24 protein-coding genes, 2 tRNA genes and 1 pseudogene are annotated in these 22,605 nt (G+C 64.6%); 14 read left to right on the plus strand and 13 right to left on the minus strand.

Features of this window, described 5'->3' with window-relative positions; translation table 11 throughout:
- The first annotated feature begins 177 nt into the window (after window positions 1-177).
- Window positions 178-1,257, plus strand: coding sequence for a TAXI family TRAP transporter solute-binding subunit (locus tag HCU76_RS30770; protein ID WP_218511384.1), 1,080 nt, complete (start codon window positions 178-180; stop codon window positions 1,255-1,257).
- 70 nt (window positions 1,258-1,327) lie between these two features.
- On the plus strand, window positions 1,328-2,002 hold the full coding sequence (locus tag HCU76_RS30775; RefSeq protein WP_256354594.1) for a protein-L-isoaspartate(D-aspartate) O-methyltransferase: 675 nt from the start codon (window positions 1,328-1,330) through the stop codon (window positions 2,000-2,002).
- Here HCU76_RS30775 and HCU76_RS30780 read toward each other — a convergent pair.
- Window positions 1,994-3,514, minus strand: a complete 1,521-nt coding sequence (locus HCU76_RS30780; protein WP_218511385.1) for a wax ester/triacylglycerol synthase domain-containing protein — start codon at window positions 3,512-3,514, stop codon at window positions 1,994-1,996. The genes HCU76_RS30775 and HCU76_RS30780 overlap by 9 nt on opposite strands.
- A gap of 131 nt (window positions 3,515-3,645) precedes the next feature.
- Window positions 3,646-4,614, minus strand: coding sequence for a cation diffusion facilitator family transporter (locus HCU76_RS30785; protein ID WP_218511386.1), 969 nt, complete (start codon window positions 4,612-4,614; stop codon window positions 3,646-3,648).
- A gap of 556 nt (window positions 4,615-5,170) precedes the next feature.
- Here HCU76_RS30785 and HCU76_RS30790 point away from each other — a divergent pair.
- From HCU76_RS30790 to HCU76_RS36920, 7 genes and pseudogenes are all read left to right on the plus strand, one after another.
- A complete protein-coding gene (locus HCU76_RS30790; RefSeq protein ID WP_213959871.1) occupies window positions 5,171-6,025 on the plus strand; it encodes an oxidoreductase in 855 nt (284 codons plus the stop codon).
- Window positions 6,025-6,198, plus strand: coding sequence for a hypothetical protein (locus HCU76_RS30795; protein WP_218511387.1), 174 nt, complete (start codon window positions 6,025-6,027; stop codon window positions 6,196-6,198). The genes HCU76_RS30790 and HCU76_RS30795 overlap by 1 nt, the downstream gene beginning before the upstream one ends.
- A gap of 6 nt (window positions 6,199-6,204) precedes the next feature.
- Window positions 6,205-6,432, plus strand: a complete 228-nt coding sequence (locus HCU76_RS30800; protein ID WP_218511388.1) for a hypothetical protein — start codon at window positions 6,205-6,207, stop codon at window positions 6,430-6,432.
- 29 nt (window positions 6,433-6,461) lie between these two features.
- Complete coding sequence (locus tag HCU76_RS30805; protein WP_256354595.1) at window positions 6,462-7,247, plus strand: M24 family metallopeptidase; 786 nt, start codon at window positions 6,462-6,464, stop codon at window positions 7,245-7,247.
- A complete protein-coding gene (locus tag HCU76_RS36915) occupies window positions 7,244-7,492 on the plus strand; it encodes a gamma-glutamylcyclotransferase family protein (RefSeq protein ID WP_371319933.1) in 249 nt (82 codons plus the stop codon). Before HCU76_RS30805 ends, HCU76_RS36915 begins: the two co-directional genes overlap by 4 nt.
- Window positions 7,446-7,541: pseudogene (locus HCU76_RS37345) on the plus strand (gamma-glutamylcyclotransferase); the annotation flags it as partial. The gene HCU76_RS36915 and the pseudogene HCU76_RS37345, both read left to right, overlap by 47 nt.
- A gap of 143 nt (window positions 7,542-7,684) precedes the next feature.
- Entirely contained in the window at window positions 7,685-7,819 is a 135-nt protein-coding gene (locus HCU76_RS36920; RefSeq protein ID WP_256354606.1) for a hypothetical protein, read from the plus strand.
- Here the strand turns inward: HCU76_RS36920 and HCU76_RS30815 are convergent.
- Window positions 7,816-9,687 carry a cytochrome c biogenesis protein DipZ gene (locus HCU76_RS30815; protein ID WP_218511389.1) on the minus strand — a complete coding sequence of 624 codons (1,872 nt, stop codon included), beginning with the start codon at window positions 9,685-9,687 and terminating at the stop codon, window positions 7,816-7,818. The two genes, HCU76_RS36920 and HCU76_RS30815, sit on opposite strands and share 4 nt — an antisense overlap.
- A gap of 19 nt (window positions 9,688-9,706) precedes the next feature.
- On the minus strand, window positions 9,707-10,207 hold the full coding sequence (gene msrB / locus HCU76_RS30820) for a peptide-methionine (R)-S-oxide reductase MsrB (protein WP_218511390.1): 501 nt from the start codon (window positions 10,205-10,207) through the stop codon (window positions 9,707-9,709).
- 329 nt (window positions 10,208-10,536) lie between these two features.
- On the opposite strand from msrB, the gene msrA reads away from it, so the two are divergent.
- On the plus strand, window positions 10,537-11,283 hold the full coding sequence (gene msrA, locus HCU76_RS30825; RefSeq protein ID WP_218511391.1) for a peptide-methionine (S)-S-oxide reductase MsrA: 747 nt from the start codon (window positions 10,537-10,539) through the stop codon (window positions 11,281-11,283).
- Window positions 11,284-11,304: 21 nt separating this feature from the next.
- Window positions 11,305-11,430, plus strand: coding sequence for a hypothetical protein (locus HCU76_RS36925; RefSeq protein ID WP_256354596.1), 126 nt, complete (start codon window positions 11,305-11,307; stop codon window positions 11,428-11,430).
- Between the two features lie 186 nt (window positions 11,431-11,616).
- On the opposite strand, the gene HCU76_RS30830 is transcribed toward HCU76_RS36925, so the two are convergent.
- The 3 genes from HCU76_RS30830 to HCU76_RS30840 form a co-directional block, all read right to left on the minus strand.
- Window positions 11,617-11,994 (minus strand): ribbon-helix-helix domain-containing protein, encoded by a 378-nt coding sequence (locus HCU76_RS30830; RefSeq protein ID WP_218511392.1) that lies wholly within the window; start codon window positions 11,992-11,994, stop codon window positions 11,617-11,619.
- Window positions 11,995-12,053: 59 nt separating this feature from the next.
- Window positions 12,054-12,632, minus strand: coding sequence for a DJ-1/PfpI family protein (locus tag HCU76_RS30835; RefSeq protein ID WP_213959236.1), 579 nt, complete (start codon window positions 12,630-12,632; stop codon window positions 12,054-12,056).
- Window positions 12,633-12,818: 186 nt separating this feature from the next.
- Window positions 12,819-13,523, minus strand: a complete 705-nt coding sequence (locus tag HCU76_RS30840) for a nitroreductase (protein ID WP_213959237.1) — start codon at window positions 13,521-13,523, stop codon at window positions 12,819-12,821.
- A 120-nt stretch (window positions 13,524-13,643) separates the two neighbouring features.
- Between HCU76_RS30840 and HCU76_RS30845 the strand changes: the two genes are divergently transcribed.
- Window positions 13,644-15,182, plus strand: a complete 1,539-nt coding sequence (locus HCU76_RS30845) for a winged helix-turn-helix domain-containing protein (RefSeq protein WP_218511393.1) — start codon at window positions 13,644-13,646, stop codon at window positions 15,180-15,182.
- A 29-nt stretch (window positions 15,183-15,211) separates the two neighbouring features.
- On the opposite strand, the gene HCU76_RS30850 is transcribed toward HCU76_RS30845, so the two are convergent.
- From HCU76_RS30850 to HCU76_RS30865, 4 genes are all read right to left on the minus strand, one after another.
- Window positions 15,212-15,288 (minus strand) — tRNA-Arg (locus HCU76_RS30850).
- Window positions 15,289-15,433: 145 nt separating this feature from the next.
- Window positions 15,434-16,834 (minus strand): alpha/beta hydrolase family protein, encoded by a 1,401-nt coding sequence (locus HCU76_RS30855; protein ID WP_371319934.1) that lies wholly within the window; start codon window positions 16,832-16,834, stop codon window positions 15,434-15,436.
- 484 nt (window positions 16,835-17,318) lie between these two features.
- Window positions 17,319-17,897: a hypothetical protein gene (locus HCU76_RS30860; RefSeq protein WP_218511394.1), complete on the minus strand. Its 579-nt coding sequence runs from the start codon at window positions 17,895-17,897 to the stop codon at window positions 17,319-17,321.
- 131 nt (window positions 17,898-18,028) lie between these two features.
- Window positions 18,029-18,478, minus strand: coding sequence for a hypothetical protein (locus HCU76_RS30865; RefSeq protein WP_218511395.1), 450 nt, complete (start codon window positions 18,476-18,478; stop codon window positions 18,029-18,031).
- Between the two features lie 207 nt (window positions 18,479-18,685).
- On the opposite strand from HCU76_RS30865, the gene HCU76_RS30870 reads away from it, so the two are divergent.
- Window positions 18,686-19,393, plus strand: a complete 708-nt coding sequence (locus HCU76_RS30870; protein ID WP_218511396.1) for a winged helix-turn-helix domain-containing protein — start codon at window positions 18,686-18,688, stop codon at window positions 19,391-19,393.
- 50 nt (window positions 19,394-19,443) lie between these two features.
- Window positions 19,444-20,424, plus strand: a complete 981-nt coding sequence (locus HCU76_RS30875; RefSeq protein ID WP_218511397.1) for a lipopolysaccharide assembly protein LapB — start codon at window positions 19,444-19,446, stop codon at window positions 20,422-20,424.
- Window positions 20,425-20,733: 309 nt separating this feature from the next.
- On the opposite strand, the gene HCU76_RS30880 is transcribed toward HCU76_RS30875, so the two are convergent.
- Window positions 20,734-22,284, minus strand: a complete 1,551-nt coding sequence (locus tag HCU76_RS30880; protein WP_218511398.1) for an RNA-directed DNA polymerase — start codon at window positions 22,282-22,284, stop codon at window positions 20,734-20,736.
- A gap of 210 nt (window positions 22,285-22,494) precedes the next feature.
- Window positions 22,495-22,571 (minus strand) — tRNA-Pro (locus HCU76_RS30885).
- Window positions 22,572-22,605: the final 34 nt, after the last annotated feature.

The raw sequence follows: 22,605 nt of genomic DNA on the forward strand, positions 1-22,605 counted from the left end.
CGCGGCGCGCGAACCGGCGCCGGCGACCCCGGCGGACACCGCCGGGAACAAAGATTGCAGTGATGCACTCGCCGCCTTGGCGCTGTGCACGAAGAAATAAAGCGACGAGCAGACAGGGAGCAAGAACGGGCCCGGCATTGCCTGGCGCGACTGTCCACATTTTTTGTTGGAGCCAGCATGCGAATCAGATCAATCCTCACGGCCCTGCTGTTCACGGTCTTCGTATCCTCGGCCTTCGCGCAGGCCGCCAGGACGCCGTACAAGATCGTGACCGCTTCGAAGACCGGCACCTACATCCAGATCGGCCGCGATCTTGCGAAGTGGGTTGCCGAGCCCGCCGGCATCGATCTCGAGGTGCTCGAATCGAAGGGCTCGGCGGAGAACATCAGCCGCATGCGCTTCGAGCAGGGGGTCAAGCTGGCGCTGGTGCAGTCCGACGTCTACCAGGCCTTCCTGGACGAGGCCAAGGCCGGCAACGCGGAGGCCGGCAACATCATTCGCCCGCTGCGGCTCATCATGCCGCTCTACGACGAGGAGATCTACTTCGTCGCCCGTGCCGATTCACCGATCAATTCCATCCATGAGATCAAGGACAAGAAGCTCAGCGTCGGCCCGATAGGCAGCGGCACCGCGCTCACTTCGCGCACGCTCTACCAGTTGATGTTCGGCGAGCCGATTCCGCAAGCCAACGCGCAGTACCTCAGCAATGAGGACGCGCTCGTTGCGCTTACCGTCGACAAGACCATCGACGTGGCCATCATCGTGGCCGGACAGCCCGCCAAGCTGTTCACCGACATGCTGCCGGAGGCGCGCAACTACATCAAGATCCTGAAGCTGGACGAGAAGGCCCCGGAAACCGCGCGTGGCCGCAAGACCTACTTCCCCGCGACCATCCGCGCCTCCAGCTATTCGTCGTGGCTCACGGCCGACATCCCGACCTGGACCGTCAAGGCCTACCTGGTCACCTATGACTACGGTCTGCAATCCACCGTCGGCAACCTCACGCAATTCGCCGATTCGCTGTGCGCCAACTTCGACAAGCTGCAGGCCAACGGCCATCCGAAATGGAAGCAGGTGCGCCTGGAACTGCCGCCGCTGGGCACCGGCTGGCGCTACTACCCGCCGATGGAAAAACGCCTGCGCGCCTGCATCGCCGGCAAGATGGCGGCCGCTGCCCCGGCGGCCGCCGCGCCGGCGCAGCCCCGCACGCGGCCCTGCACTGATCAGGAGGTGGTACTGGGGTTGTGCAAACGCTAGGAGCCAATAGCACACCGGCCTCGCGCAGGCGTACGATGGGCACCGTCAGCATCGCTGCTCGAGAAGGCTCATGAGCGACCCCGACTTCACGTCCCTGCGGCAACTCATGCTCGCGGAAATCACCGCGAAGACGATCTTTGCCACCTCGTACCTCGGAAAAGCCGCGCTGCGGCGGCCTGTGATGGAGGCCATCGGCAAGGTGCCGCGCCATGAGTTCGTGCCCTTCGAACTGCGGCCCTATGCGTACGTCGATTCGCCCTTGCCCATCGGCTTCGGCAAGACCATCTCCCAGCCCTTCATCGTGGCCGTGATGACCGACCTGCTCGACGTGCAGCCGAACGACCGGGTGCTCGAGATCGGCACCGGCCTCGGCTACCAATCGGCGGTGCTGGCCGAACTCGCGACGCAGGTCTACAGCGTCGAACTGATCGAGGAGCTGGCCAGCCAGGCGCGGCGCCGGCTGGCGCAGCAGGGCCATCTCAACGTCGAGATCAGGGTAGGCAACGGTTGCAACGGCTGGCCGGAACACGCGCCCTTCGACAAGGTGATCGTCACCGCGGCGCCTGAACTGATTCCCCCGGCGCTCACCTACCAGTTGAAGCCCGGCGGCAAGATGGTGATACCCGCCGGGCTGCCCGATGCGCAGCAACTCATCGTGGTCGAAAAGAGTGCGAGCGGATCGCTGGCGACGCGGGAGATCTTCGCGGTGATGTTCTCGACGCTGGAGGACGCTCCGTCAGGCTGAGCGGCGCGCGGTCGCCGATTTGCGATTGGCGCTTGCCGCCGGCCTGGCCGGGGCAGGGGCAGGGGAGCGAGCCGCCTTCCTTGCGGTCCGTGTGCGCGCAGCCGGGGCCTTTGCCGCAACCGTCGCAACTTGCGCCGCCGCCTCTTCCCCCAACACCGCTCCCTTGAGTTCCTCGAAGGCCTCGGCGGCATGGCGCGCCAGCATCTCCACGCCCGGCACGGCCTCGGGCATGGCCAGGAAGCCGACCTGCAGGCGTTCGTCGAGTGTCACCGTCGTCACGTTGAGCATCTGGCCCGCCGGCACCACCGAGACCGGCAACACCCATGCGACCTTGGCGCCCATGAGGAATCGCTTCTCCGCGAAGCCGAAGGGGTTCGACACCATGAGGTTGGCCACGGGCACGCCGGTCTTCAGGCCGATTTTTTCCACCAGTGCAGGTATGCCGTGCACCAGCGTCGTGTAGAGCATCACTGCTTCGCTGCCCGACTTCCCGATCACGTTCTTGACCGTCCGGGTCTCGGCACGGATCGCGGCAAGCCGCTGCGCCGGACCGAGGCCTGGCGCCCCGAGCGGGAACTGAAGCACGGCGATCTGGTTGCCGCCTTGTGCATGGGCCAGCGCAATCGGCATGGCCGCCACCAGGGGCTTGCTGGCGCGCTTGCCGCGCTCGTGCAGATAGCGCGCCAGCGCCATGTCCAGGGTGGCGAGCAGCACGTCGTTGAGGGTCGAGCCGGTCGCCTTGCCGATGGCCTTGATCCCGGCGATGGGCAGTGTCGTGAAGGCCAGCGAGCGCCTTGCCGATGCGCGCCCGCGCAGCGCGCCCGGCACGCCGGTGTAGGGCAGCGACAACCCTTTCGCGCCGCCCACGCCCAGCGCCTTCAGGCCTTGTTGCGCCAGCATGCCGGAGAGCTCCACGGCCGTCATGGCAGTGCCACCGAGCTTGTCGAGCAGGCCGGTCAGGCGCCTGGCGACGGAAGCGCGCACGGGGTTCGGCTGGGCGTGTCGGGGAAGGGCATCCCACATTGCGCGCACTTCGAGATCGTGGGGCGATTCCGCCAGCCAGTGCGAGATGGCCTGCACGAAGCCGCGGCCGTCGATGATGCCGTGATGCGTCTTGCCGTAGAGCGCGACCTTCCCGCCTTCGATGCCGTCGATGATGTACATCTCCCACAGCAAGCGCGTCAGGTCGAGGCGCGATTCATGCAGCCTGCAGACTTCCGCGCACAGGTCCTCGAGACTGCCTGCACCTTCCAGCGTGACCCTGTGCACCTGCTTCGACACATCGGCTTCGGCGTCGACCTCCAGCGTCGGCATGGCCAGCGGGGGCGTGCGCAGCTTGTAGTTGAACGGTGCGCCCGCGGGCCGTTCGAGCATGCGGGCCATGAGCCGGTCGGCAAAGCCCGCGCGGCCTCGCGCGGGTGGCTCGAGCACGACCAGCGGCCCGATGTTGAAGGGGCGCTCCGGCGTCTCCAGCAGGAACATCGCCAGGTCGATCACGGAAAGTGCGGGCATGGATTCGCCTCCTGCAAACCGGCGGGAGGGCATTCCCGCGCGCAAATGCCATCCTGCTCCCCGAGCCGTCGGCGCGGCCATGTTGCCCCGCCTTTGTCGATACGGCAAGGAGCGCGCGCCGGTGTCGGCGCTCAGTGCGCGTCCGCCTCTTCCGGCGCTGCAAGGCTCAGGGTGGCGCGGCCGATGTTCTTGTGCTCCATGATCGACTGCTCGAGGCGGCGCAGCATGCGCGCAAGCTCGGTTTGCGAATGTTCGCCGGCGAGCTCCACCCGCGCCGAGACGACGACCCGTTCGGGGCCGATGAACTCCCCGTAGAGCCAGGTGACGCGCCTCACTTCCGGCAATGCCTTGAGGGCGCGAATGGCGTTCGAGCGCTGCGTGGGCGACAGCGGCGCGCCAGCCAGGAAGCGACGGTTCATGAGCACCAGGTACAGGCCGCCCACGCCCATCAGCAGGCCGACGACGAACGACCCCGCCGCATCCCAGGCCACCTTGCCCGTGTATTGGTGCATCGCCATCCCGGCCGCCGCCGCGACGATGCCCGCCAGCGCGATGAAGTCCCCGATGACGACGGTGCGTAGCTGTGCGTCGGAGGTCTTGAATACATGCGCGAAGGCCCCGTACTCCAGCTCGGCCGCGCGCTTGCGCACGAAAGTCACCGCCTGTGCGAACGACCAGACCTGCAGCACGAACGACACGGCTAGCACCACGTAGCCGATGGTGTAGTCGGTCGTCTGGTCGGCCGTGCCGAGTTGACGCAGTCCGCGCCAGATGCCGACTTCCGCGCCCACGGTGAGCATCGCCACCGACCCGAAGAGGGACCACACGTACGACTCGCGGCCATAGCCCAGCACATGGGTTTCATCGGCTGGCCGTCGCGCCGCCAGGTAGGCGGCGACCAGGAAGCCATCGGTCACGGTGCCCACCCAGGAGTGAACGGCTTCGGCCAGCATCGACGCGGAGTCGGTCATGCCCGCGGCCAGCGTCTTGACCAGCGCCAGCAACACGCCGCCGCCGAGCGCGAGGACCACCACCGACCTCACATCGGGCCAGTCGCCCTGGATGCCGAGGCGGCGGTGGAATCGAGTGAAGGCTCTCATGCGTGGATCGTAGCGCCGACGTTGCCGCGCCACTGCGCGCATCTGCGCCATGCGTTGGGGCGCCATATCGGCCATCGAATGGACGGGCATCGATGCGGATGCAGAATGTCCGTTGCGAAAGGGTCCGCATGCTCTGACCGCGGCGAGCGCACCGGGCCCCGCCCGGCGCGCGGTCGACCGCTATGCCGCCACCTTCGCGGGCGCGAGGCCCAGCACCGCCTTCACTTCGAGGAACTCGCCGAACGCATGGTCGCCCCATTCGCGGCTATTGCCCGATTCGAGATGCGCCCCGCCGGCTTTTCGCTGGCGGGGTTGATGACGTCGATGCTTTTCGGTTCGACCGGATCGACCCATTGGCCGTCGATGTAGAACTTGAGGTAGTCGCGCAGGTCTTCTGTCTCCTGGAGTGGCGGCCAATCGGGGCGCGGAATCGTTGTGTACGGCAGAATACATCGATCCGCAGTGGCCCGTTGTTTCAGTGCGGGTATTCAAGGGTGCCGGCGCGGCGCCCGCATGCGCACGCTAGCCTCTGCGAGTCGTGTCATGGAGTTTCAGAATGATGAATCGATCAGATCCCGTCTGGCTGATCACCGGATGTTCGACCGGATTCGGTCGCGAGCTGGCCAGGCTGGTGCTGGCACGAGGCTGGCGCGCGGTCGTCACCGCGCGCGATCCGGCGCAGGTGGCGGACATTGCCGCGGGCCATGGCGGCCGGGCGCTCGTGCTGGCGCTCGATGTCACGCGCCGTGACCAGATCGCCAGCGTGGTGGCCGAGGCGAAGAAGCATTTCGGCCGCATCGATGCACTGGTCAACAACGCCGGCTACGGCTACCTAGCGGCGATCGAGGAAGGCGAGGACGCGGAAGTGCGGGCGATGTTCGAGACCAACGTCTTCGGATTGATCGAGATGACGAAGCAAGTGCTGCCGATCATGCGGGCGCAGGGCAACGGGTTGATCGTCAACATCTCCTCGATCGGCGGACTTTCGAGCTTTGCCGCCACCGGCTACTACCATGCCACCAAGTATGCGGTGGAGGGCTTGTCCGAGTCGCTCTCGATCGAGTTGAAGCCGCTGGGCATCGGCGTGCTCATCGTGGAGCCGGGGCCGTTCCGCACCAACTGGGCCGGCCCCTCCATCAAGCAGTCGGCCACGCGCATGGATGCCTATGAAAGCACTGCCGGCGAGCGGCGCAGGCAGACCGCCGCGCGCAGCGGCAATCAGGCGGGCGACCCGACGCGCGCCGCGCAGGCCATCATCGACGCGTCGCTGTCCGACCACCCCCCGTTGCGTCTGGTGCTCGGCAAGCTTGCACTCGAACTGGCGCGTGGCAAGCTGGAACGCTTGCGCAGCGACTTCGACGCCTGGGAGTCGATCACGCTCGGCGCCGACTATCCGGCGAGCGGGAATTGATGTTCCCAGTTGACAGCAAGGAAGCCGCGCTCGCATCGCTGCTGGAGCGGCGTTCCATCTCGCCGAAGCGCCTGGGCGCGCCGGGACCGGATGTCGAGAACCTGAACCTCATGCTCGAGGCCGCATTGATCGCGCCGGACCACGGCGTGGTGAGTCCGCGCGCGCGGAAATAAGTGCCGATGCGCGAGCAGTGGCTCGCTGGCGGTGCCGTGCTGACGGCGCGGATCGGCGTCGGCACCGAGGAATTCCTGGCAGGCTTCGTCAGCCTGGGACGCGTGATCGAGGCACCGCCGTCGAAGCGGCATGCCTTCCCGGCGGAAGTGTGGTCGCGCTGGCGGCCAGCAAGCATCGACCCTTCGCATGCGGATTCCCGGGCGGCTGCCGGCAAACCGGGCCTCGAGCCGTAGCAGCGCTCGACAGCAACCGCGCCTGCAGGTTGCTGCCCTTATCGTTATATTCACCGGAATACATCGCAAGCGGCGCGCCGCGCATCTTCCGGAGGATTGTCTTCATGCTCGATTGGGATCAGGTCATCGATCGCCGGGAAAAAGTAGGACCCTGGTTTTCGCTTGCGGGGATGCACCACGCGCGCGCGCAGTCGCTGATTGCCGTGGATCGCATCGCCGCCGCCATCTGGCCGGGCATGACGACCCTTCAGGCGTGCGAAGCGGCCAGCGACGTGCTCGGCCACATGGGCATGCAGCGCACCTGGCATCGCACCATCGTGTGCTTCGGACCGGACACGCTGAAGAAGTTCGGCGAACCCGCCGACCCGGCGCGGGTGCTCGGAACCGATGACATCTTCTTCGTCGACATCGGCCCGGTGTGGGACGGACACGAGGGCGACGCGGGCGACACCTTCGTGGTGGGAAGCGATCCCGACATGCCGGCATGCGCCCGGGCGGCGCGCACGCTGTGGCACGAGGTTGCCGCGCGATGGCGCCGCGATCGGCTGAGCGGGCAGGCCCTCTACGCCTACGCGACTAAGCAGGCCGAGTCGATGGGCTGGCGCCTGAATCACGAGATCAAGGGACATCGGCTGGGCGATTTCCCCCACGCGATCCACAAGGCTGGCAGGCTCGGCGATTTCGAGTCGTGCCCATCGATCGGGCTGTGGGTGCTGGAGATCCAGATTGCGCATCCGGTGCGTCCGTTCGGTGCCTTCTATGAAGATCTCCTCATCGAGGATCACGGTGCGGCAAATTGTGGCGCGCTGCCATGACGACAGCCACACAGGACGCAGCGGCCGAGTGGCTGTTCTCCTACGGCACGCTTCAACTCGAGCCGGTTCAGCGCGCCACCTTCGGGCGCCTGTTGTCGGGGCAGCCGGACTCCTTGCCGGGCTACCGCCTCGAGCAGGTCGCCATCCGCGACGCGGCCGTGGTCGCGACCAGCGGCAAGGGCGCACCATCCGATGGCGGTGCGCACGGGAAAGCAGAACGATCGCATCGAGGGAACGGTCTTTGAGATCACAGCGGCGGAACTGGCGCAAGCCGACGACTACGAAGTCGAGGACTACCAGCGTGCGCGCGCGACCCTGGCTTCCGGCCGGCAAGCCTGGGTCTATGTCGAAGCCGGTGCTGGCGCGACGAACTTTGGGCCGTCCGCAGGCGCGAGCGGCTGGCGCAATGCAAGTCGTCGCTCGACGACCCGAAGCTGGTGGCGCGCACCACCGGTGGGATTTCCTTCCTGTCGGGCTTCAGCACCTTCTCCCATATCAGCTGCAGCTTTCGCCAGGCCTATGGCTGCTCGCCGCGCGAATACCGTGCGCGGCTCGGCGATCGCGGTGCCTAGCCGAAGGTGAAGGCGAACGCCTCGGCGCCAGGGTCGAGGAACTCGATGTCGAAGCGTCGGTCCGTGACGCTGCCCTGCTGCCGCACCAATTGGTAGAGGCGCTGCTCGGCAACGGTGCCGTTGCCTTGCGCATCGATGTCCATGCCATGGTCCGCGCCCGGTGGCTTGCCATCGATGAGCACCCTGAAGCGCACCGGTTTGCCGTCCTTGCCGGGCCCCAGCACCAGGTGCAGGTCACGCGCATGGAACTGGTAGCTGATGCGGCCGCCGCCCTGGTCGAGCACGGCGCTTTGGCCGCCGACCTTCCAGTCGCCCGCGAGCGCCCATTGGTTGGACTTCAGGTCGGGCCGTGTCGCGTAGTTGCGCGCCTTGTCCCGCGCCAGGCCGCCTGAGGACGCGAAGTTCTCTGCACGTTCGTAGCCGATGTAGGTCTCCGGCGATTGGACGTTGGCGTTGTCGGCCGCCGCCTGGGCGCCGGTGGCCGCGACCTTCACCAGATCGCCCGTTGCCACGTCGCTGCCGGCCTCGGCCAGCAACTGCTGGATCACCTGCTCGGACTTGTCGTATTCGCCCTCGCCGAAATGGTGGTGGCGGATGTTGCCCTTCGCGTCGATGAAGTAGTGGGCCGGCCAGTACTCGTTGTGGAATGCGCGCCAGATCGCGTAGTCGTTGTCGATCGCCACCGGATAGTCGACCTTGAGTTCCTTCGCGGCCCTCCTGACGTTGTCGACGTTCTTCTCGAACGCGAACTCCGGCGCGTGCACGCCGATGACGACCAGGCCCTTGCCTTTGTACTTGTCGGACCAGGCGCGCACGTAGGGCAGGGCGCGCAGGCAGTTGATGCAGGAGTAAGTCCAGAAATCGACCAGCACCACCTTGCCGCGCAGTTGCTCGGCCGTCAGCGGCGGTGAATTGAGCCACTGCACCGCGCCCGCCAGCGATGGCATGGAGCCTTCGATGGGCAGGCCGCCACCCGCGGCGACGCCTTTCATCGCGGGGGCCCCCGACATCGCATTGCCCGACGCCATCATCGCGTTGTTCGAGGCCATCATGGCATTCGAGCCGCTCATCATGACGGTCGAGTCGGCGCCGCCGGTGACCGCGTCGTCGGAGGGCGCGGCCGCAGCTTTCGGCGCGGGGCGCACCGTGTCGACGAGCGCCTGCTCGACCTTGGAGGTGCTCGCCAGCGACAGCTGCGCCAGCACGCCGGTGTCCAGCCCCAGCGCGATCGCCGCCACCCCGCACAGCAGGGCCGCACCGATGCCGCGCCGGATCCACTCGCCGGCACCCAGGGAGCGCTTCATCGCCTTGAAGAGACGCCCGCCCACCAGCAGGGCACCAGCCAGCGAGGTTGCAGCGCCGGCGGCGTAGGCGAGCAGCAGCAGCGATGTCTGCGCACTGGCGCCGTTGAGCGCCGCGCCGGTCAGCAGCAGCCCGAGGATCGGGCCCGCGCACGGCGCCCACAGCAGGCCAGTCGCCACGCCGAGCAGCAGCGATGGCACGATCGACGACGCGCCACTTCCGGATGCGCCGCGCGTGGCCGAGTCGGACAGCCGTGAACCCCAGGCCACCAGCGGCCGGGTCGCGTGCTCGGCCAGTTGCGGAAACAGCAGCATGAGTCCGAACACCGCCATCAGCACGATCGCAACCCAGCGCCCGTACTGGTTGGCCTGCACCGCCCAACCGCCGCCGACCGCGGCCAGCGAGGCCACCAGGGCAAAGGTGACGGCCATGCCCAGCAGCAGCGGCAGCCCGCTCTTCAGGAACGGCTGGTCTCCCCGTGCGAAGACGAAGGGCAGCACCGGCAGGATGCAGGGGCTGAGGATGGTCAGCACGCCGCCCAGGTACGCAACGAGAAAGAGGATCATGGTCGGCTGCTTTCCGGGCTCAGGCCGCGGCGGGCGTGAACTTGAGTGCGAGGCCGTTCATGCAGTAGCGCAGCCCCGTCGGCTTCGGGCCGTCGTCGAAGACATGCCCCAGGTGGCCGCCGCAGCGGCGGCAATGCACCTCCGTGCGATCCATGCCTAGCGACTTGTCCTGCGTCTGCGCGACGGCGTTGGGCAGCGGCTGCCAGAAACTGGGCCAGCCGGTGCCGCTGTCGAACTTGGTCTTCGAGGAAAAGGCGTCGAGGTTGCAGCCGGCGCAGGCAAAGATGCCCTCGCGGTGCTCGTTGTTCAGCGGGCTCGAATAGGGGCGCTCGGTGCCTTCCTTGCGCAGCACGGCGTACTGGTTGGGCGTGAGGAGCTTGCGCCACTCTTCATCGGTGTGGGCGACCTCGAACTTGGCCGACTCGGTGGCGGCCAGTGCGGGGCGGGTGCTCCAGCCCAGCGCATTGGCAATGGCGAGGCCCAGCGTGGAGATGGCGAGACGTCTTCCTTGTGAAGTCATGGCAGGTCCTTTGGATGGCAAGTGGGGCACGACGAACGGGTGCCGTGATCGAGAGACTTTTCGAAGGCCCCGAAGTTCGCTGTGGAGTTTCCGGTCTGGCGGCACACGATATGCAAGAAGGGATATAACGCATCACAGCGGTTTCCTTGAAAGAGGGCATCCTGTAGTTCGAGCGAGATGCGCTGACGGTTACAGCCACGGCGAACAAGCCCAGTGGGCGGCGCTGTAACCGGGGCGGCGGTTCACACGAACTGCATCAGGACAAGTCGTTGCGAGCACCGGATACGTGTGTTCGTGCTCGCTGGATTCACTCAACGGAAGGACTGGCCATGAACGATCGCTCCACAGACCCCGCATACACCGGGAACCCCCGCTTTTCGCGCCGCGCGGCGTTCGCTGCCGTCGCCTTCGCCGTCGTCGCAGGCGCAGCGGCGTTGCCGTCGACGGCGGCGGAAAGCGCCGTCGTGATTCCGGCACCCGCCGACGACCTCGCCGCCTCAACCGCCGCGAGCGAAACGGCCGTCGTGGCAGGCGGCTGCTTCTGGGGCGTGCAAGGTGTCTTCCAGCATGTGAAAGGCGTGACCAACGCCGTGTCCGGATACGCCGGCGGCGACGAGAAATCGGCGCAGTACGAATCGGTCGGCTCGGGCGCGACCGGCCACGCCGAATCCGTCGCGATCACCTACGACCCGAAGCAGATCAGCTACGGCCGTATCCTGCAGATCTACTTCTCGGTCGCGCACAATCCGACCGAGCTGAATCGGCAGGGCCCCGACCGGGGGACGCAATATCGCTCGACCATCTTTGCCCAGAATGCGGACCAGGCCCGCGTCGCCAAGGCCTACATCGAGCAGCTCGGCAAGGCCAAGGCCTACTCGCAGCCGGTGGTCACGACCATCGAACTGCAGAAGCGCTTCTTCCCGGCAGAGGGATACCACCAGGACTACCTCACGCTGCATCCGTCGCAGCCCTACATCGTCTACAACGACCTGCCCAAGATCGAGAACCTGAAGAAGGTCTTCCCCGACCGCTACCGGGCCGAGCCGGTGCTGGTCGGCAATCGCAACGCCTCCTGAACCAGCACGGAACGCAATCACATGAGCCTCACGCATGCCTACGCCGCGCAATCGGCCAACACGCCGCTCGCACCCTTCACTTTCGAGCGGCGTGGTCAACCCCTGCCGCGAGGCGCCAGGGAATTCACCAAGACAGGCGCATGGTAAGCGTCATATCCACGCGAACATATCGAATCCGATCCGGGAAGGAGCGAAGGCATGTTCGGAGTCGAGGATTTCCAGACCGATGCGGTCCTGCGGAAAACCGCGCTCCGGAGCCAGTGCCGCCATGCGCTCAGCGTCGATCCGCGGCCGGCCTCGCAGCGGAGTTGTTCGCGCGGATTTCGTCCTGACTCACCTGGCGGCAGCTACCCGCGCCGCTCGACCCCAGCCCGGTGGCAGTGCGTAGAGCACCGCCTGCGCATCCAGCGATCGGATGGCCACGTTGTTGTCGGCAGGTATGCGCCCCTGCGCCTGCAGCGCCTCGTAACGCAGCGCGCTCACGCGCAGGAAGGAAGCGAAGTTGCCGACCTCGCCGCGCGCCGCCACCAACTCGTCGTAGAGCTTTTCGATCAACTGCACGACGCCCATGTTGTCGCGTTGTGCAATCTCCTCGAGCACCTGCCAGAACAGGTTCTCGAGCCGGATGCTCGTGACGACCCCGTGCAACCGGACCGATCGGGTGCGACTTTCGTAGCTTTGCGGATCGGCGCTGATGAAAACTTCGCACATGGTGGGTCTTCCAGTCGGCTGGAGGGGCCGCCACTTTAGCGCCTCCTCCGATGGCGCGCTCAAGTCTCGATGCGCGTGCCCAGCACCTTCAGGAACTGCGAGATCCAGGCCGGATGCGCAGGCCATGCCGGTGCACTGACCAGATTCCGGTCGGTCACGGCCTGGTCGACCGGGATGTTCGCGAACTCGGCGCCTGCCAGCTCGACCTCCGGCTGGCATGCCGGATAGGCCGACACCTTGCGGCCCTTCAGAAGCCCGGTGGCCGCCAACAGTTGCGCACCGTGGCAGACCGCCGCCACGGGCTTGTCGGCAGCGAGGAAATGGCGCGCGAGTTCGACCACCCGTGGATTCAGCCGCAGGTATTCAGGCGCGCGACCGCCCGGGATGAGCAGCGCATCGTAGGCCTCGGGCTGAACGTCTGCGAAGTTGAAGTTGAGGGTGAAGCGGTGGCCGGGTTTCTCGCTGTAGGTCTGTGCGCCTTCGAAATCGTGAATGGCGGTCTGGATCCAGTCGCCCGCTTTCTTGTCCGGCGCCACCGCGTGGACCGTATGGCCAACGGCCAGGAGGGCCTGGAAGGGCACCATGGTTTCGTAGTCCTCGGCGTAGTCGCCGCAGAGCATCAGGATCTTGCGCGTCACGGTTGCGTCTCCTTCATGGGAATGGATGGAAAAGCCGACCGGGGCCGGCGCCCCAATTGTTGGGAATCATTCCCGGGCCGTGGTAGCAGTGGGCTGTGACGTGGCGCTCGCGATCAAGCGCCATTGGCCTGCCCGGGATTGACCATTGCCAGGCCGCGGCGATCTGGACCCTATGGTTGATTTCAATCAGAGTGGTTCATCGAATCCGAGCCACGTCGTGAAGTCGCTCGCTGCGCCTCGTGGCATGCAGACCTGATTCACGCTGGCATCGCTGTCGGGATAGCCGAGCGACATTCCGCAGACCAGCGATTGGTTGGCCTCGAACCGCAAATGCGTCGCGATGCGCCGCTCGTAGCGAAGGAAGGCCACTTGCGGACAGGTGCCGAGGCCATGGGCATGGGCCGCCAGCATCAGTGTCTGGAGGAACAGGCCGAAATCGAGCCAACTGTTGTGTGTCAGGCGCGTGTCGATCGAGAACATCAGGCCGACCGGTGCGTCGAAAAATCGGTAGTTGCGCGTGGTCTGGCGCGCACGCGCGACCATGTCGTCCTGGCGGATGGACAGCGATGCGTAGTAGCAGCGAGCGAACTCGGCTTGCCGCGCCGAGCAGTCCGAGGGCGGCGGATTCGGAAAGGGGGTGAACGGCGCTTCGGTGTTGGCGGCGTGGGCCTCGAGGATCGCGTCGACCAGTGCCTGCCGGGCCGGGCCCGCGAACACGTGGACCCGCCAAGGCTGGGTGTTGAAGGTGCTGGGTGATCGGGCCGCCAACTCGAGGATCCCGGCCACGACTTCGCGCGGCACAGGTTGCGGCCGAAAGGCGCGGATGGTGCGGCGCCCGCGCACGACCTCGCCGAACGTGGCCGCGCAGGGAGCGGATATCGGAGTCTTCATCGCGGGTCCTTCGCCTGGCTGCAAGGCCACTTCGGCCTCGGTGCGATACTGGACTTCAGGCGCGGACAGGTCCTTGGTTCAGGACCTTAATTCTCCGGACTTCCAATCCTCCAACACCCCATGGCGCAGGAAGTGTTCGTTCTCGGCGACTTCCGGCTCGATCCGGGGCGCCGACTGCTGCTTCGCAACGAACAGCCCATCGAACTGAAACCCAAGGCGCTGGAAATTCTTTGCGTGCTGGCGTCGGCGCGGGGCGCGGTCGTCACGAAAGACGCACTGATGTCGCAAGTCTGGCCCGGGCTCGTCGTCGAGGAAAACAATATCCAGGTGCACGTGTCGGCGCTGCGCAAGGTGCTCGCCGGGGATTCGAGTGGCGCCCTCCACCTGATGACGGTCGCTGGCCACGGTTACCGCTTGCTCGGGATCGGCCTGGAACCTGCGACCGTGATGACAGCGGTCGAACCTTTGCGGCGGCGGGGACCGTCCGTTGCGGTATTGCCTTTCGCGTATCTGGGTGACGACCCAGCGCAGGAATATTTCGCTGAAGGTGTGGTCGACGACATAATCACCGGCCTGTCGCGTGTCAGGTGGCTTTCCGTCATTGCCCGCCATTCGAGTTTCGTCTTCCGCGGCGCCGACGTTGATCTCCCGCGGGTCGCGCACGAACTGCATGCCGACTACCTGCTGCACGGCAGCTTCCGGCGCTCCGGGGACCGCATTCGCGTATCGGCGCGCCTGACCGAGACTGCGGGTGGCACCGAGGTGTGGGCCGAGCGCCATGAACGTCTTCTCGGCGACGTTTTTGACCTGCAGGACGACATCGCGGCAAGCATTCTCGGCGCGATAGAGCCCGGGCTGCGTCGCTCCGAGATCGAGCGCATCCGCCGCAAGCGTCCCGGCGATCTGGACGCCTATGACCTCGTGCTGCGCGCCTTGCCGCACGTGTACACGCTCATGCCCGAGGGTTGCGCGCCAGCGATGCCATTGCTGCAAAGGGCCCTGGACCTGGAGCCCGGGTACGCCCTGGCCCATGCGACGCTGGCGTGGTGTCACCACGTGCGCTTCAGCCGCGGCGGGCTCGATGCGGCTGAACGAGAGGCATCGATCCGGCACGCACGCGCCGCAGTGGCACTCGGCAGCGATGACGCGCTGGCGCTGGCGATCGGTGCCTTCGTCATCTGGTTCGATGCCCATGACATCGCGGCGGCTTTCGACCTCTTCGATCGCGCGTTGCTTCTGAGCCCGTCCAACGTGGTGGCGCTCGCGACGAGCGCGGTCGCGCTGGCCTGGTCGGGAAGGCCGGCGCTGGCCATCGAACGCGCTCGCAGGGCACTGCAACTGAGTCCCTTCGACGCGCTGCGTTATCTGGCGTACCAGGCGCTGTCCGGTGCGAGATTCCAATCGGGCGACTTCGAGCGAGCCGAGCACGATGCTCGCCTGGCCGTCGAATCGTGCCCCGGGTTCAGCGTGCCCTACGCCTATCTGTGTGCCGCACTGGTGCGCGTCGGCAAGCTGGACGAAGCACGGCAAACAGTTCGACAGATGCTCGGGATCGATCCCGGGTTCTGCATCGGCCGCTTCCGCGTCACGGTGGGCGTCGACGATTCAGTGTTCAACGGATTTGCGATGGCATGGCGCGAGGCTCGGATGCCCAATTGATGCGGATCAGGCGCTTGCTTTTGTGGGTATGGCCTGCCCGGAGGGGATCGAACCCCCGACAACCTGCTTAGAAGGCAGGTGCTCTATCCAACTGAGCTACGGGCAGATGCGGCAGCGAACGCGCCGCGAAGTCGAGCATTTTGCCAAAGCAAAAGACCGGTCACGACGCAAGGTCGGGGCCGGCCATCATTCTCGGGCCAACCGGCATCGAAACTGGCCGGCTGCCGGAAAAAGGCTCATGCGCGTTCCGGTCAGCCGCCTGCCTTCAGTACGCCCTCGAAGAACAGGCGGGTCGACTGCATGCAGTAGGCCGGCACGAGTTGCCCGTGGTAGGCGAACTGCACCGACTGATCCTTGTCGGCATCCGTGCCAGCCGTGTCGGCGCGCTCCTGCGCTTTCGCCTGTGCAAAGCCCGCGCGCGCCGCATCGTACGCATCGCCGGAACCCGACGCTTCCAGGTCCACCACCGTCAGCGATGCGGCAGGCATGCCGCGCGCCCTGAAGTAGCCGGCGGTCGCCAGGGTGCTCGCGAAGTTCACGGTCGGATCTTCGGCGCCGCCGCACATCAGCACCGGCCGTGTCGGCAGCCAGTTGCGCAAGTCATTGGCGACGGCGGCCTTGCGCAGGCCGAGCGAGGGCTTGCAATCCAGCGGGGTGGTGGTCGCGACAGAGGCGTTCGTGGCCGGCAAGGCATTGCCTGCGCAAGGGTTGCCGCTGACATCGTTGAACCAGCTTGTCAGGTAGCTCTGGCGCACGAGGTTGGCGGCGCCGTAACTGATGGCCACGCTGGGATCCAACGGGCCGGGCGTGGCGTTCGAGGGAAAGAAGGAATACCTCGGCAGCTTGCCGGAATTGAACAGGTCGTCGCTCGACGAGAAGCTCGGCAGCAACGTGTCGATGCCCGTGGCGTACTTGTCTTCGTAGATGTCGCTCGTGGCACCGTAGACGTTGCCGAACTGCTTCTGCCAGCTGGTGGTGATGAGCGGGAAGAACACGGTGCTGCCCAGTTCGGGCAGGCCCTTCGCGGTGTCATCGATCAACAGGCTGATGGCGGAGGGCGCGGACATCGGCGCCGACGCCGTCACCGCCATGCCGGTGGCCTGCATCTCGCGGTGCGCCGCCAGCGCCACGAAGCCGCCTTGCGAATAGCCGGTGACCAGCAACGCACCACTGTCCGCGGCGGAAAGCGCCGGCAAGGTCGATCGCGCCGCCTTCAGCGCGTCGACCATCTCCTTGCCTTGCTGGTCGGCGTTGAGGAAGGGGTGGTAGCCGAGCGTCGACGTGTCGTAGCCGGCGTAGTTGGGCGCGACCACGATGTAGCCCCGGGCCGCGAACATCGCGGCCACCACTACTGCTTCCGAGGCTGCGGGCTGGTTGGTGTCGGTCAGGTTGGCGAAGTTGTAGCTGTGCTCCGTGGCGGTGCCGTGCGCATAGAGCACGATGGGCCGCGGCCCGTTGCATGCCGGGTCGGTGCCTGCGGGCAGCATGATGGCGCCGCTCGCGGTCGTCGTCTCGCCCTGGCCGCCGATGGTCTGGTACTGCAGGTAGCGCACGTCGACGCCGCAGATGGGCGCGCCGGCGACGCCTTCCAGCGTCTTGCCCTTGGAATCGGCTTCGAGCAGGAGCTTGAACTGGTCTGCGGACAAGCGCACGACGCGGTCCGGTACGGCGGTGAGCGCCGTGCCGCGGGCGGGAGCGGCGGCGGTTCCGGCGATCGAGATGGCTGTTGCGTTGCTGCCCCACCACCGCCTCCGCAACCGGAGAGCGCAAGCGTGGCGGCAAGGGCAAGGGTGGACGCGGGGAGGATGGTCGATCGCATGAGGTCTCCGGCAGTGTGGACGAGCGCGACAAGGCGCCGGTCGACAATGCACGGGACCGTGGGCTTTCGCGTGCCGGCGACTGCCGATTTCGCTTGCCGGGCTGTTGCCTACAGACGAGGGGCCGAACAGGACGCCCAAATGCGTAGAAGGCAAGCGCCAAAGGGCATATGCGTGAAGCCGGACCAGCGCTTGAAACACCGCCACCGGTTCCTCGGGCTTGACTCGACGCGTTGACGCCGATGTCTTCGGCGCCAACTACTTCAGCTTCATTTGCTGCTGGGGCCATGAGCCTGGAGGTCCGCAACAGCGCGTCAACTCAATCCACCGTGAAACGAACGCCGGTTAGCGTGCCCTCGCCGTGCCCGACCAAGGTGACGCCATCCTTTGCATAAATGTCGACCGTGTAGGTGCCTGTGTATTTGTTGCCTGACGGGCTGAGCGTCACGATCTGATGAATGATCGCCGGGCCCGCGAACGCAGCGGGTACGACAGGCGGGCTGGAGTCGCTGCTGAGGTACCCAAGGGCGATATGCTTGATCTTGTAGGTCGCGGGCCCGATCTGCTCCCACACACCCATGCAAACGTCGCCAGTGCTCGGTGCGCGGCCGCCGGAGATCAGGAATTCTGTTCCGTCACTGTGAAATTGCTGAGTGCCGAAGTCGAGGACGTCGCCCGTCGGAGACAAGGTATTCGATTTCCACATTCCGACGATGCCGGGGCCGTCGTGCTGCGGCCTCGGGTTTCTTTCCTCCTGCATCCAGCCCGAGGGCGGTGCACCGTGCCCGGGTAACGTACAGGCGGCGGCCACGCCAGTCGCCGTCACCCCCGCAGCGGCGAGACCCAATACGACGAGATGTTTGCCAAGTGCACGCCGAAAAACCGCTATTCCGTTCATGATGACTCCTTGAGATCAGAGGACGGTTGGAATCGCCGACTTCGTGGAAGCACGAGCCTGCGCAGGAAAATCACGGGCCGCCGAGGGATGCTCCCCTGAGTGCCAAGGCCTGTGGCATCGTTGAGCCCGCATCAGATTCGCCGCAGCAGCCAGACCAGTGCGACAGCGCTGGCCGCGCTTGCGGCCAGGGTCATCGTCAACTCTGGCTCGGGCGCGCTCGGTGACCTGGAAACGACGGAAGGTCGCTCCTGCTGCGCGAGGATGAAGCCCGTGGAGAACGGGTTGTAGATTGCAGACTCCGCCGGAGCAGATTCATCCGCCTGTGCCACGTCACCGGGTTGGGCGGCAGGCTCGCCCGGGGATGCCTCGACCGGAGCCTGCAAGGTGCGATCGGGGTTGTGGGCCTGTGCATATACGTCCGATGAAACCCATGCGACGCAGGCAATCGCAATGACGACGCCCATCCAAAAAGACAGGGATGGAGTCGGCCCGACCATCACCCGCAGATGCCAAGCTCGTGCGATGCCCAGGATGGCTGGCAAGCCGACAAGTGCACCTGCCAAATAACCGATTGCGTCCATGATCAATCTTTCGCAGTGAAGGTGACGCATCACGATAGGGTTCCTGCGGCGCCGGTGGTCCGAAGAAGACCTGATCGTTTGCCGATGAAGTCCTGATCAACGCTTGATGGCTGGCAAGAAACGCAGCGCAGAGGCCTTTCACGGCGACGTAGACAGGCACAGAATCAGACTGCTGCTGCAGGATGCAGATCCCAGGAGGGGTGGTCCATGAGCGACGAGCCAACGACGGTCCGTGAGCGAGACGTGCCCGCTCCTGCGGGGCCCCATGGGGAGGCCGACATTTCCTCGGTCGTCTCGTTCGCTGACTTCGAGTTTGATTTCGAACGCGATCTGCTGCGGCGCGATGGCGTCGCCATCCCGTTGAGTCCCAAGCCCGGCGCACTGCTGCGCTACCTGCTTGCAAATCCGCGCCGCATTCTCAGCCGGACCGAACTGATGGCAAGTCTGTGGGCCGGCGTGGTGGTCACCGAGGATTCGCTGTTCCAGTGCGTCAGCGAATTGAGAAGTCGGTTGGGCGACCAGGGTCCTAAGCTGATCACGACGCACCCACGGCGCGGCTACATGTTCGAGGCGGACGTTCGGCCTGGCAGGCCTGCTGCGCCTGACCCTGTTCCGGAAAGGATCGACCCGGATGCGACGACATCTACCATGCCGGCTGCGCCCGATCAGGCTGCGCCGCGCAGTAGATGGCGCGCGCTGGCACTGGCCCTTGCGTTGGGTGTCTCTGCCATCGCAGCTGGCGCGATCTACATGCGGGCCGAGCCGTACCGAATAGACGCGGAGCTCGGAAGGCGCTACTCGATCGTCGTCACGCCCTTCCAGGACATCGGAAGTACACCCTCGCCAAAGGTCGTGCGAGAAGGTCTCGCAGACGAGATCGCTTCTCAGCTGTCGCAACGGCAGGGCTCGACGTGATTCGCTCGCCGTCGCCCGCTGGCGCGCGCTATGCAATGAGCGGGAGCGCAGTGGCACGCGGCGCCGGTGTCGCGGTCGACATCCAGGTCAAGACGGTGCCCGACGGCGAAGTCGTCTGGGCCGAGCACTACGACTATCCCGACGGTAATGATCCTGGCATCAATCTCGATATCGCGTTGCGTGCCACCAGCGGGCTCGGGCGGCGTTACTTCGAACGACACAGGGCCAAGGTGAGCGCGCCAGGTTACCGCCTCGACCCCGCTGACCTGGCATTTTCAGGGTGGGACGACATCGAACGCCGTCAGACAATGCAAGACGTCAGCAGGGCCAGGGCGCGATTCGAGGAAGCCTTGCGGTCCGACCCCGAGTCGGTCACAGCACTCACAGGCCTGACCGCTGCGCTGATGTCCCAACGCTATGGCTATGCAGGCGAGCCGATGCCGAAAGACGTCGCCGAATCGGAACGCGTCGCAGCCAAGGCCTTCAACCTTGCGCCCAACGACGCCTCCTCCCTGATCGGATGGGCGAACGTCCAGGTCTTTCGCGGGCAGCCGGCATTGGCGTTGCCGCTCTACGAAAAGGCCGTCCAGCGCGCGCCATCCAGTGCGAACGCACGTCTCAGGTATGCCAATGGCCTGCTGATCGTTGGACGTTGGAAGGAGGTGCAACCCCAAATAGACGAGGCCCTGCGGCTGGGGCCTCGCGATGCTCGAGTCGTGGTTTCCGCGTATGCGCTCGCATCCAGCACGGCTTTCATCGCTGGAGACGACGAGAAGGCCTACGCCCTGGCACAGCGCGCAGTGGCGGAGGGGCCGACCTTCGGCAACTCGTACGGCATATTGGCGTCGATCGATGCGCTGCACGGCCGCACAGCCGAAGCTGCAAGGAACATGGCGGAGCATCGCAGGCTGATGCCCTACAACAGCATCGAACGGTACGTCAGCAACAATCCATCCGGCTCCGACCTCTTTCTTGCCGGCCGCAATCGAATGATCGAGGGCCTGCGAGCGGCGGGCATGCCGGAGCGCTAAAGGTTTGCCCAAGCGCCGCAGTGCTTGCTCATCACTTTACGCCGCCAGTCGCGGCATCGGCTAGACAGGCTAGTCGCGGCCAAGCAGAAACAAAAATGGTGACAAGGACCTAAGTCCTTGTCACCATTAAATGTTTTGGTCGGGGCGAAAGGATTCGAACCTTCGACCCTCTGGTCCCAAAATAGAATGAATTTCTTTATAAATCAATAACTTAGCTTCATTTTGTCTAACCGAGAAGGGTCGTTTCTCGTACTTTTCCTCCGGTGAAGCTCAACTTTTGGTTAGACAGCATCTTGAGGTCCTGCCGTCTCAGTAGGCTGCGCCTTCGCCTCCGCTTCCGGGGACGTGCGAGAGCCTGCTCGGCAAGTACTTGGCGGGCGCGTCTTCGTCGATGAACGTCACGCCAGACGCGAGGAGAAAGTTCGCGTTTGGCGATGCAGCAATTTTTGAGGCGGCTACTTCATGGGGGAACCATCCCCTGCGTAGCGCCTCGTAGACGAAAAGCCAGTGTTCTTGCTCAAAGCAGTCTTCAACCAACCAAGATTTCCAGAGCATTGAATTTAGACTCGCGTCAAAGAAATTCTTATCCTTTGCGATCATCGATGCACAAGCTACAACTGCATCGTCCATATCAGCGATTGCAGTTTGGCTTTCGGTATGTATGGACAATCCTAGAATCATGGCGGCCCAAATGCTCCAAACCACCTCGCTTCCATGACCGACCGAAGCACTGGTTTGTATAAGCGCGTTTATCGCGTTTGTACCAACTATTAGATCTAAACCAAAACCGCCTGTCTGTTTGTTGATGAGCAGGACGTCAACAACAAAACGTAAAGAGCCGGGATCTAGCGCGATGCATTGCCACAGCAACTTTTGCACTAAGCCCCAAGATTTCTTTGATACGGTAACCCCTTGCAGCGCAGAGATGGCGTATCTGAGCACCCCATCTTGGGGATTTTCACCTGCCGCCGAAAATGCTCTATTGAAATAGTCTATCCATTGAGACGGGGGAGCAGAAGTTGCACTTGGAATGTGTGATCGCAATTCGCTCACAAAGGAAGACTCGATGCCCTGAGGCAAGGTTAGTATTCGGGTCTTGGTCGCATTCAGTTGAAGCTCGATGCCATTGAGGAGTGCCTCAAGTTCGGCCAGAGCCCTGTCTGCGTCAGCTAAAGTTTTGAATGTCAGTTCAATGTCATCTATGAAACGTGTGCCACTTAAGATGGCGCAGGACTCGTTTAGTGATTTATCTAGCGGCGCCAGCAATAGTTCGGCAATTCCCAATGACGTGTCGGGGCCTATTGCAATTCCCTTGGTTTGGCCAGCTTGACAAGCTTGAACCTCCCGATCCAGTATATTTCCAGATAAAGTAAGATCTTTCATCTTCGATTTAGCCACTGCTTTGGTGTGCAGCACCCAAGGAATTGAGTGGCTATATATCGAAGGATAAAACTGTGAAATATCGGCCTTGAGCAGATAGCGGGCTCCTACGCGAGTCTCGGCGCGCGCGGTGGCTCGATCTGGTGCGATTCCGACGATAGCGCGTGGACCTTTGCACAAACTGTCCGGCGTCGTCTTCGAAAAGGGTGACTTCGTCCACTCGGCGGCCAAGGCCACGCTATGCGCATCGAAGGCGCTCGCGAGTCGGTAGAAGTTAACTGGGTTGGGGATAGTGAGTTTGCGCCGCAAGCCGCCAGTACGGGCCAAGTTGTGCTGCAGCGGTTGACTCCAAGGAGCCTTGGCACCGGTGAAGTCGATCGGCATTCCGGCTTTTCCACACACAAGTTCAAATGAGATCGACGAGAACAGAGGTGGTAGCTCGCGCGGAAGAAAGCCGCGGGTGAGTAGTGGTTTCAGCAACGGTTGTTCCTCTTGTCTGAGAGCGTTTTTGCCCAGACTGTCCGCGCACCAGCATGTCGCGCTCTCGTCGATCGCGACGAGCTTTCTCGCAACCTCAGCCGCTTGAGAGATAGTCGGGTCGCAGTCGCCGGTTAGACAAAATGCCGATCGGTTAGACAGAAAAAATAAAGGCGACAAGGACCTAAGTCCTTGTCGCCATTAGCTTTTTCATGGTCGGGGCGAAAGGATTCGAACCTTCGACCCTCTGGTCCCAAACCAGATGCGCTACCAGGCTGCGCTACACCCCGACAAGCCCTCGATTATAGCCTGTCCGGCCTACAC

The organism is Variovorax sp. dw_308 (assembly GCF_019207085.1).
Taxonomy (GTDB): Bacteria; Pseudomonadota; Gammaproteobacteria; order Burkholderiales; family Burkholderiaceae_C; genus Variovorax.